The 217-nt window shown below is 63.1% G+C and carries 1 protein-coding gene; it reads right to left on the reverse strand.

Annotated features, from left to right (window positions below; translation table 11 throughout):
* Positions 1–15: 15 nt before the first annotated feature.
* Positions 16–217, reverse strand: a 202-nt coding sequence (locus E9934_RS20390) for a hypothetical protein (RefSeq protein WP_238695065.1), incomplete at its 5' end; no start/stop codon positions are given.

The raw sequence follows: 217 nt of genomic DNA on the forward strand, positions 1-217 counted from the left end.
CGCCATGAGCGGGCGTCAGATCCAGTCAGACACTTCGGGGCCAGGTGCGAAGTTGTCGCTCCAGCCGGTCGCTTCATAGAAGCGGCGGACCTCTGGCTTCGGATACTTCGAGACACGAACGCTCACCAGGCTGGGTGCGCCCTCCATGTCGCGGAGGGACTTGTCCGCTGGGCGAACGGTCAAGTCCCGTGGCGTGGTGTACGAAGTTGATCCTTCG

The organism is Nocardioides caeni (assembly GCF_004912195.1).
GTDB classification, from domain to species: Bacteria; Actinomycetota; Actinomycetes; order Propionibacteriales; family Nocardioidaceae; genus Nocardioides; species Nocardioides caeni.